Origin of the sequence: Martinezella tropici, from assembly GCF_003287875.1 — a bacterium.
GTDB lineage: Bacteria > Pseudomonadota > Alphaproteobacteria > Rhizobiales > Rhizobiaceae > Rhizobium > Rhizobium tropici_C.
Genome location: NZ_QMKK01000028.1, coordinates 1 through 10,643 on the forward strand (window position 1 = coordinate 1; position 10,643 = coordinate 10,643).

The window sequence follows — 10,643 nt, forward strand, 5'->3', positions numbered from 1 at the left end:
GTCAAGATGAGCGGTGACATGGCCGCCAATGCCGGCGAACTGACGCTGTCGGCCGACGGCAAGATCTCGATCGGCAATGCCTCTGGCCGCGATGGCGTTGCCATCACCTCGAAACAGAAGGTCACCGCTGCCAAAGTGACCTCGCGGCAGAAGGTCGCGGTCCGGGCTGACCAGGGCATTACCCTGCAATCGGTCGCAGCGGATAGCGATATCGTGCTTGCGAACGGCACCGGCCTCATCGGCATCTCCGGCGACGTCAACAGCGGCACGACCGTTCAGATGAGTTCCGGCGGCGGCATTGCCGCCGGCAGCGTCACCGCTGGCAATGGTGCAGCGACGCTTGTCGCCACTTCCGGCGATATCGCGATCGGTGGTGCTGTCAGCAGCACCGGCGACCTTACTCTGACTGCCACGGCCGGCTCGATCTCGGCCGCCTCGCTGTTGAGCTACAACAATCTCGCTCTTACCGCTGGTAATAGTCTTGCCGTTTCCGGTAATGTCCTGGCGCAGGGCAATGTCAGCGCCACTGCTCAGTCAATCTCCACCGGCATGGTTGTTTCCGGCATCAATATTGCTGCCACCAGTGCCGATCCTGGCGGGAATGTCGTTCTTGGCTCCGCAGGCAACTTGAGCTTGACGGCGACTCGCGGCACGATTGCCACTGGCAATCTGCAGTCGGCTGGAAGCCTCAACACCAGTGCGACCGGTAATATCACGGCGGGGAATATTCAATCAGCCGGCAATCTTACCGCGACCGCGACTTCGCTCACGGCCGCCAATGTTACTTCGCATGGTGGGCTGACCGTCAACGCGGCGATAAACGCAAGTGGTCAGATTCTGGGGGCGGGCGATATCCTGATCTCCGGGGCTGGCATTGAGGCGACCGCTATCGCGGCCGGCGTCGACTTTGCCTCGACCAACGCCGCCGGTGGCAACATCGTCCTAGGTTCGGCCGGCGCACTCGATCTAAAAGCTGCCGCCGGCACCATCGCCGTCGGCACGTTGCTGTCGGCGGGCAACCTGACGGCCCAGGCTTCCTTGCTGCAGTCTAACAACCTCACCAGCCACGGCAACGTCGGTATCGACGGCGGCATGCGCGTCACCAACCAATTGCTCGGCGCGGGCAATATCACCATCAATGGCAACGCCAATGGTGTCAGCGCCGGTCTTCTCGCCTCCGGCGTCGACTTTGCCGCGACCAAAGCCAATGGCGGTAATATCGTGCTCAGTGCGGGTGGCGGTGATCTGACGATCAACGACAGTGCTGGCGCCATACAGGCAGGGACTGTGCTTGCAGCCGGCGCGATCAATACCACCGGCCAGACCATCACCGCCGACACGATCACCGGCCACAGGGACATCGTGCTTTCAGGCGCCACCAGTGCGGGAGCCGGAAGCGGCAGTGTTGATATCATCGGTCAGGTCCTCGGCGGCGGCAATGTCCGCGTTTCCGGCTCTGGCATCCAGGCGGACGCTATTGTCTCCGGCGTCGACATTGCCGCCACCAATGCGGCCGGAGGCAGCGTCGTGCTTGGCGCACCATCAGCCGGAACCGGCAATCTGACATTGACGGCCACTGGCGCGCTCAGCGCTGGAACTTTGCTCTCTGCCGGCAATCTCACTGCCGGTGCCGCGACGGTCACGGCCGGCAATATCTCGGCCCATGGCGAGATGACGCTCGGCGGCGCGATCAGCGTGACGGACCAGATCCTTGCGTCCGGCAACGTATTGATCAGCGGCCAGAGCTTGAAGGCTCGGACCATCGTTTCCGGCATCGACTTCGATGCGACCAATGCGGCCAGCGGCAATATCGTCCTTGGCCACGCCGGGAATTTGACGGTGAACGTCAATGGCGCCATTGCGGTGCCGACCATACAGGCTGCGGGTGCCATCGACGTCAGCGGCGCGTCCATCACTGCAGATGCGATTACCGGTCACGAGGATATTAGCCTTTCCGGCACGGCAGCTGGCGGTGTCGCCACGACGACCGCAAGCGGTCGCGTTGATATCACCAACCAGTTGCTTGGCGGCGGTAACCTTGGCATCTCTGGCTCGAGCATTAAGGTCGGTACCGCGGTCTCGGGTGTAGACTTCGCAGCAACGGCAGCCGCAAACGGAAGTATCGTCCAAACGACAAGCGGCAATCTGACACTTGTCGCCGCGGGCAACATCGACACTGGCACACTACTCTCGGCAGGTAGCCTCAATGCGGCCGGGTCTACTATCACGGCCGGGAGCGTCACGGCGCATGGCGATGTGACGCTCCGGGGTGCCACCAGCGTTACGGGCCAGATCCTGGGCGCCAGTAACGTGCTGATCACTGGCCAAAGTCTGGCAGCGCAGACCGTCGTTGCGGGCGTCGACTTCGGCGCAACTAACGCCGCCGGCGGCAATATCGTTGTTGGTCAGACCGCGACGATTGCAGGCAATCGCGCTGGGGACCTGACAGCTCAGTTGAGTGGTGGATTTTCGGCGTCGACGATGCAAGCCGCCGGTGCCATCAACGTCAATGCCGCGACTGTGACGGCAGATGCCGTCACAGGTCATAAAGACATCACCTTCGCCGGGGCAACCACCGTTAATCAGCAGATGCTTAGCGGCGGCAACATCGGTATCTCTGGCTCGAGCATCAAAGCCGGCGCCATTGTCTCGGGCGTCGATTTCGCAGCAACGGCAGCCGCCAATGGGAACATCGTCCAGACGACAAGCGGCAATCTGACTCTTGCTTCGACCGGTGCGATCAAGACCGGCACATTGCTCTCGGCTGGCACTTTTTCGGCCAGCGGTACGGCCGTGAGCGCGGATGCCGTCACTGCCCATGGCGATGCCACGCTGAATGGCGCGACCAGCATCACCGGCCAGATTCTCGCGGCCGGCAATGTCCTGATCACCGGTCAAAGCCTGTCGGCACAGTCTGTCGTCGCCGGTATCGACTTCGCCGCAACGGATGCATCCGGTGGCAATATCGTTCTTGGCCAGACCGGGAATCTGGCTGCGCGGCTCAGTGGCGGATTCTCTGCATCGACTGTGGAAGCCGCCGGTACTATCAACATCAACGCAGCCAGCGTGACGGCCGCCACCATCACCGGGCACAAGGATATCACGCTCGCCGGCACCACCACCGTCAACGGCCAAGTCCTTGGTGGCGGAAACATCAGTGTCTCAGGCCCGAACATCGCGGCCGGCGCTATCGTGTCCGGTGTCGATTTCGCCGGTACGGCTGCCGCCAACGGCAACATCGTTCAGACTTCGAGTGGCGATGTGTCGCTGCTTTCGAGCGGTAATCTCACCATCGGCACGTTGTTGTCGGCGGGCAATCTTACCGCGCAAGCGATCGATCTGACGGCAAGCAGCATTACAAGCCATGGCAGGACCGACCTGAAGGCCAGCGGTCGCATAGACGCTAGTGGCCAGGTACTGTCGGCCGGCAATCTCTCGATCGATGGCGCCAGCCTCAACGCCGGACTTCTGGTCTCCGGCGTGGATTTTGCGGCAACCGCAGCGAACGGCGGCAGCATCATGCTCGGAGGGACCGGTGCGACGGACCTCACCGTCTCCGGCAATGCAACGGCCGGCACGATCCTCTCGGCCGGCGACATCACGGCAAAGGCGGCCAATCTCCAGGCGGGCAGTGTCACAAGCCACGGCAATATCGGCATGGTCGGCAATGTCGATGTGAGCAGCCAGATCCTGGCGGCAGGCGATCTCACGATCAATGGCGGCGGCATCAGCGCACCGACCTTGATCTCCGGCATCGACTTTTCCGCCACCAACGCCGCCGGCGGCAGCATCGTGCTGGCGCAGTCCGGCAAGACCAGCTTGACCGCCTCCGGCAACATCACGGCTGGAACCATCCTGTCGGCCGGCGATGTCACGGCAAGGGCGACAGACCTCATCGCCGCCAGCATCACCAGTCACGGGACGGTTGATGTCGTCGGCAATGTCGATGTCAGCAACCAGATTTTGGCCGCAGGCGATCTCACGATCGATGGCGGCAGTATCAGCGCCCCGATCCTGATCTCCGGCATCGACTTTGCCGCCACCAATGCCGCCGGCGGCGGTATAGTGCTCGGAACTGCCGGCGATATGAATCTTACCGCTTCTGCGGGCATCACCGCGCAGACCATGCTATCGGCCGGCAATATCGACGCGCAGGCGGCCACCATCGCGGCCAATGCCGTGACCGGCCATGGCGACATTACCCTTGCCGCCGGCAGCAGCGTCAATGTCTCGGGCCAGCTCCTCGGTGCGGGCGATGTCTTGCTGTCCGGTTCATCCGTCCAGATCAATCAGGCCGTCACGGGCGTCGATTTTGCCGCTACCGCGCACTCCTCAAACGGTGCCATCGCCCTCGAAGCAAGCGGCGATCTGACCATCAATGCGGCAAGCGCCACCGCCAATACGTTGATCGTCGCCGGCAATCTCGATGTGGCGGCGAGCGCCTTTACGGGCGGCGACATCACGGGCCATGGCGTCGTCGCAATCGGTTCGACCACCAGTCCTGGCGCAATCAGGATCAACGGGCAGCTCCTGGGCGCCAGCAACGTCTCGATCACCGGATCTGCCGTCAGCGGCAACGTCATCGCGGCCGGTGTCGATTTTGCGGCGATGGACCAATCGGGCGCCGGGAACGTTATTCTTGGTCCGACCGGCAATCTCACGCTCCTAGCCACGGCAGGCGACATCTCTTTCAACAGCCTTCTTGCTGCCGGCAGCATCACCGCCAACGCGGCGAACAATGTCAGCGCGAATGCCGTCTCCCACGGCGATCTGACGATCACCGCGGGCAATGCGATCACGCTCACCGGCCAATCGCTTGCCAGCCGCAACGCCAATCTATCCGCCCGATCGATGGCGATCGACACGCTGGTCTCCGGCGTCGATTTCACCGCCACCCGTGCCGCGGCCGGCGGCAGCCTGATGCTGCAGCGTACCGGCGCGATGACGCTCTCAGCCTCGAGCGGCAGCATCAGCGCCAATTCTCTGCTTTCGGGCGGCAATCTTGCCGCCACGGCAACGCAGAACATCGGTTACAACAGCCTGCAGAGCCTTGGCAGCGCCACGCTCACGGCGCCCGGGACCATCGCCTATACCAACACCACCCGTGTCGGCAGCAATCTGACGCTCAATACCGGTGTCGTCGATCTCTCCGGCAGCCGGGGTAGCCGGATTGCCGGCGGCGGTACGCTGATTGTCAACGGCTCTTCCGCCAATCTGTCCGGCAGCAATCTCGTCTTCGGCGGCCTGTCGCTCAATCTGTCGGGCAATGCGGATCTGTCCAATGCCGAGGTCAGCACCGTCACCTCCAGCGTCACCGGCAACGGTGATCGCGTCGCCGGCGGTTCCGGCGACATCGCCATCTCTGCCGCAGGCCTCGTCACCACCGCCAACACATCGTTGCTTGCCGCGCATGACCTGACGCTCAACCTGCCGTCGCTCGGCAATACCGGTCAGCTTGCCGCCGGCAACAATCTGACCTTCAACGTCGCTGGCGACTTCTACAACAGCCCCTCCGGCCTCGTCTTTGCCGGCAGCAACGCCAACCTCCTCGTCGGCGGCACATTGACCAATGACCAGGGCGCTATCGTTTCCGATGGCGGGTTGACCATCCAGGGGACGACCGCCGGTCAGCGCAATGCGGCAGTCACCAATGTGTCCGGTCTCATTCAGTCTGGTGGTGACATGTCGATACTCACCAGCAATCTCATCAACAGGCGATCGACGACGCCGACCTGGGTGACGGGTCAGCTGGTCTCCTCCGGTGCGGTTGTCGGTACCTTCGTGCTCAATCCAGCGGTCGCGGGCCAACCCTTCGCCTATCTGGAATCGACCGACCAGAATATGTTCCAGCTTTATGCGGGGGTCGATCCGGGGCAGTTTTCTGACTACCAGCCGCTGCTGTATTCGGTCGCAACCCTTGCCGATGGCACCTCCTATCACGCCTGGACCTGGGTCAGCGGCAGTGGTCCGACGGAGGTTCGGCCGATCTTCGACTGGATCAAGGCCCGCGTTCCCAAGGATGCCAACGGCAATCCCATCCTCGATCCCAACAATCCCTCGCGTTATTTCATCGTCGATGAGGTCGTGCGCAACGGTTCGGATACGAGCACGACCTACACTTGGGATCCGACGTCCAACATATCGCAGTCGGTTTATGAAGACCGCTTCACCAGTGCGCTGAGCCCCGAGGCGGTGATCCGCGCCGGCGGCAATCTCACGGTCGATGCCACCAACCTCACCAATTCCTACAGCCGGATCGAGGCCGGCGGTGATGCGACGCTCAAGGGATCGACGCTCACCAACGAAGGCGTCGTCCTCAATCGCACCACGATGCTGACCTGTAGCGCTCAGAGCGCCTGCTCGGCCTACAACGCCGATGGCACGGCCGATCCTTCCCGCAATATCGCCAACGGCACGTCGATCGTCTCGGGATCGCAGGTTATCGGCGGCGCGGCTGGCACGCTCAAGGCGGCCCACGCCCTGAGCCTCAATTTCGGTACGGTCAACAATACGTCGCTCGGTTCGACGAGTGGCGGCGCGGCCGTCAGTGCGCCTTCGACATCGAGCGATCCTCTGTCGGCCCTGAATGGCATGACGGCCGGCGGCGCCTTGTTCAACGTCAATGCCGCGCTAGGCAGTTTCGCCTCAAATGGCGGCGCGAGCGTCGGTAGTGGTCCATCGTTGGCAACCGTCAGCACGACGATCGCCGGCGGCCCGACGGCCAACGGCAGCGGCCTGACGGCAGACGTCGGCGCTTCGGTGAGCGGCAATGGTGTGACGCTCGCCAGCGGCCCTTCGATCAGCTCCGGCAGCCTGACGACTGGCGGCGCTGCGATCAGTCCGAACAGCCTGATGGGCAAGCTCACCGCTGCTCTCGGCAGCAGCGGCAATCTTGCCCAGGTGCTGCAGGTCAATGGCGCGGAACTCGCCTCGCTTGCCAAGCCGCAATCGGGCGGCGTCGGCGGCACGGTGCCGGGCCAGATCTTCCTGTTCGAGACACGGGCGGCCTTCCTCGACGTGTCGAAGTTCTACGGCTCGAGTTATTTCATCGGCCGAGTTGGCTATACGCCGGAGACCAAGGTTCCCTTCCTCGGCGACGCCTATTTCGACAATCAGCTGGTAGACGAACAGATGCGGCAGCTGGTGGGCGATGGCCTTGGCGCGGGATCCTTCATCCCCGGCAACAATGCCACCGACCAGATGAAGACGCTGCTCGACAACGGCGTCGCTTATGCCGAGGCGAACGGGCTTGCTCTCGGGCAAGCATTGACGCCGGAGCAGGCCGCATCGCTGACCCAGTCGATGGTGATCTACCAGACGCAGATCGTCGACGGCGCGCAGGTGCTGGTGCCGGTCGTCTATCTCTCGGCCGCTGATAAGGCGAAAGTCAATGCAGGCGGCGCCGTCATTGCCGGCAACAGCGTCAGCATCGATGCCGGCTCTGTCAACAATTCCGGTGCGATTGCCGCAGCGGATGGCATGACCATCAATGCGACCGAGATCAAGGCCAATGGCGGCACTTTCCTCGCCGGCGGCAACATGAACCTCAATGCCACCAATGGCATTACGCTTGCCGCTCAGACGATGACCATCGGCGGCCAGAATGTCGTCAACACCAATGCCGGCGTGTCGGCTGGCGGCAATCTGCAGATCGCCGCGGGCGGTACGCTGAGCTTGCAGGGCACCAAGATCGTCGCAGGCGGCAATGCCCAGCTTTCCGGCACCAATGTCAACCTTGCTGCTGTCAAGGTTGATAATGGTAGCCAGCAGAATGCGACGGGCGCCCGTGTCACCGCTGGCGGCAATCTTACCATCGTCGGCAATAATGACGTCAACATCATCGGATCCTCCGCAAAGTCGGGTGGGAATCTTTCGGTGACTGCTACGAATGGAGCGGTCAATATCGTCTCCACCGATGTCGCCCGTCGCACCGACGACGGCTACACCAAGACGACCAGTACCGATCAGCAGGCTTCGCAGCTCTCGGCCGGCGGCAACCTCGCGATCACCGCAAGCGGTGACGCTGGGGTCAACGCCAACACGGGTGTCCTGATCTCTGGTTCCGATCTGATGGCCAAGGGTAATGTTGGCCTGACCTCGAACGGCGACATCAATGTCACCACGTCTCAGAGCCAGTCGAACTCGACGTTCGGCAAAAATTCCTCGTCCGAGCTGACACATAATGGCTCGACGATTACGGCGGGTGGCGATCTGGTCGCCAAGTCCAAGAACGACATCAACGTCATCGGCTCGACCATGGCCGCCGAAGGCTTGCTGGGTATCCAGGCCGACAAGAACGTCACCATCGCTGAAGCGACCGACAGCGCAACCCTCGATGTCAAAAGCTCCAGCAAGAAGAGCGGTTTCTTCGGTTCGACGAAGGAGAATGCCTCCGGTCATCTCGAGACCACGACGGCGGCTGGCTCGTCACTCTCCGGCAAGGACGGCGTGACGATCATTTCCGGCGGCGACACCACGGTCTCCGCCTCGAAGGTGACGGCTGGCGACGATACGCATGTTGCTGATCTCAATGTCCAGACCGGCGGCAATCTGATCGTCACCGCTGGCAAGGACACCGAGACCGAGCATGACAGTGCCAAGCGCAAGGGTTTCCTGCGCAGCGGCAGCTCGAGCTATGACGGCTATAACGAGACGACCATCGGCTCGCAGCTTTCAGCCTCGGGCGATGTCAATCTGGATGCCGGCAAGGCGGCGGCCATTGTCGGTTCGAAGGTCAATGCCGATGGCTCGCTGAACGTCTCCGGCGAAAGCGTCTCGATCATCGGCGCGCAGGAAAACCACCAGTCCGACAGCAAGCGCAGGGATTCCGGCCTCTTCGTCGGCTCCGGCGGCGGCTTCATCTCGCTCTACGGCAAGAATGAAAAGCAGGGCCAGCAATCTTCCACGGACAATATCGGCTCGACGCTTTCGGCTGGTCAAGACGTCAACCTGACGGCAAGGACGACCGATCTCAATATCATGGGTTCGTCCGTGAGTGCCGATCGTGACATCAACCTGTCGGCGGCCCGAGACGTCAATGTGACCCCGGGCGCCGAAAGCTCGTCACAGTCCCAGCAGCAGAAGAAGTCCGGCTTCGGTCTTGCACTTTCCGCCGGCAATGGCGGCTTCTCGATCGGTATTGGTGCGCAGTCAACCAAGGACAGCAAGGCGCAGCAGTCCGATACCAATGCGGTATCGACATTGGCGGCGGGCCGCGATCTCAACATCTCGGCAGGCAACAATGTCAACCTGCAGGCGACCAGCGCTTCGGCCGAGCGCGACGTCAATCTCTTTGCCAAGAACAATATCAATCTGCTCTCGGCCAACGACGTCACCAATTACGAGGAGGTGCATGAGAAGACCTTTGCCGGTGTGACTATCTCGGTGACGAGCCAGATTGGCAAGGCGGCCCAAAGCATCATGAACTCGGCCGAGCGCCTTTCCGACAGCGGCGGCGTCAATGCGCTGACCAATACGGCCATTGCCGGCCTCGGTTTCTATCAGGCCTACAAGGATCTAAAGGCCGCTTCGGAGAATTTTGATGCAGGCAAGGGGCTTTCCTTCAGTATTGGCATCAATGCCGGTGTCAATCATCAGGAAAGCAGCTGGTCCTCGTCGTCCTCGACCCCGGTGGTGACGGATATTCGCGCCGGTCGCTCGATCACCATGGAGGCCGAGAAGGGCTCCATCACCAGTGATGGCGCGCAGATCCTGGCTGGCTACGACAAGAACGGCATCCCCACGGTTTCCGGCGACCCGCTGACCGGCGACATCTTCCTGTCGGCGGCGAATGGCGACATCAACCTCAACGCCGCCACCGGCACGTCGGATTCGACCAGCTCGAACAAATCCTGGAGCGTGGGCGTCGGCGTCAACTTTGGTTGCACCAGCAAGGGCGGCTGCCAGGAGACCGGCGTGGGGGTCAACGCCTCCTACGGCAAGGGTGGCTCCGAAACCTCCGGCACCAGCCATACGAACACGCATGTGAACGGCACCGGCGATGTCACCATCGTCACCAACGATCTCGCGCTGAAGGGGGCGACGGTTGCCGGCAATTCGGTTGCGATCGATGTCAAGAACCTGACGATCGAAAGCCAGCTGGATACGCAGAAGGCCAAGGCCGATCAGTTCAATGTCTCCGGCCAGATCGGCTTTGGCAACACCGGCGTCTCCGGCACCGTGCAGAAGGCCAAGGGCGATGCGGTGCTCGTCTCCGAACAATCGGGCATCCATGCAGGCACCGGCGGCCTCAACATCGATGTCAAAGGTCAGACGTCGCTTGTCGGTGGGCTGATTACCAGCGAGGCGACGGCGGACAAGAACTCCTTCTCCACCGGCACCCTGACGGTTGCGGATATCGACACGCATTCGACCTGGAAGGCCGAAACCTATGGCGGCGGGATCGGCACTAGCGGGCTCACCATCGCTCCGCCCGTCAAGGCCGGCGAGAAGGAGACCGGCAAGGCCTATTCGGCCATCGGCGGCAATATCGGCATCACGATCACCGATCCCGCGCACCAGGTGCAGGACATCGGCACGATCCGCCGCGATACGGACAACACCAACACCTCGCTGCCCGGCTTGCCGGACCTGCAGAACATCCTGCGCCAGCAGTATAAGACGCAGGCGGATTTGCAGGCGGC

Annotated in this window: 1 protein-coding gene; it reads left to right on the top strand. The window is 62.3% G+C overall.

The window, feature by feature from the left end:
* Positions 1-3,792: 3,792 nt before the first annotated feature.
* The coding region (locus tag DQ393_RS34280; protein ID WP_432421988.1) for a hemagglutinin repeat-containing protein at positions 3,793-10,643 on the top strand (6,851 nt) is incomplete at its 3' end.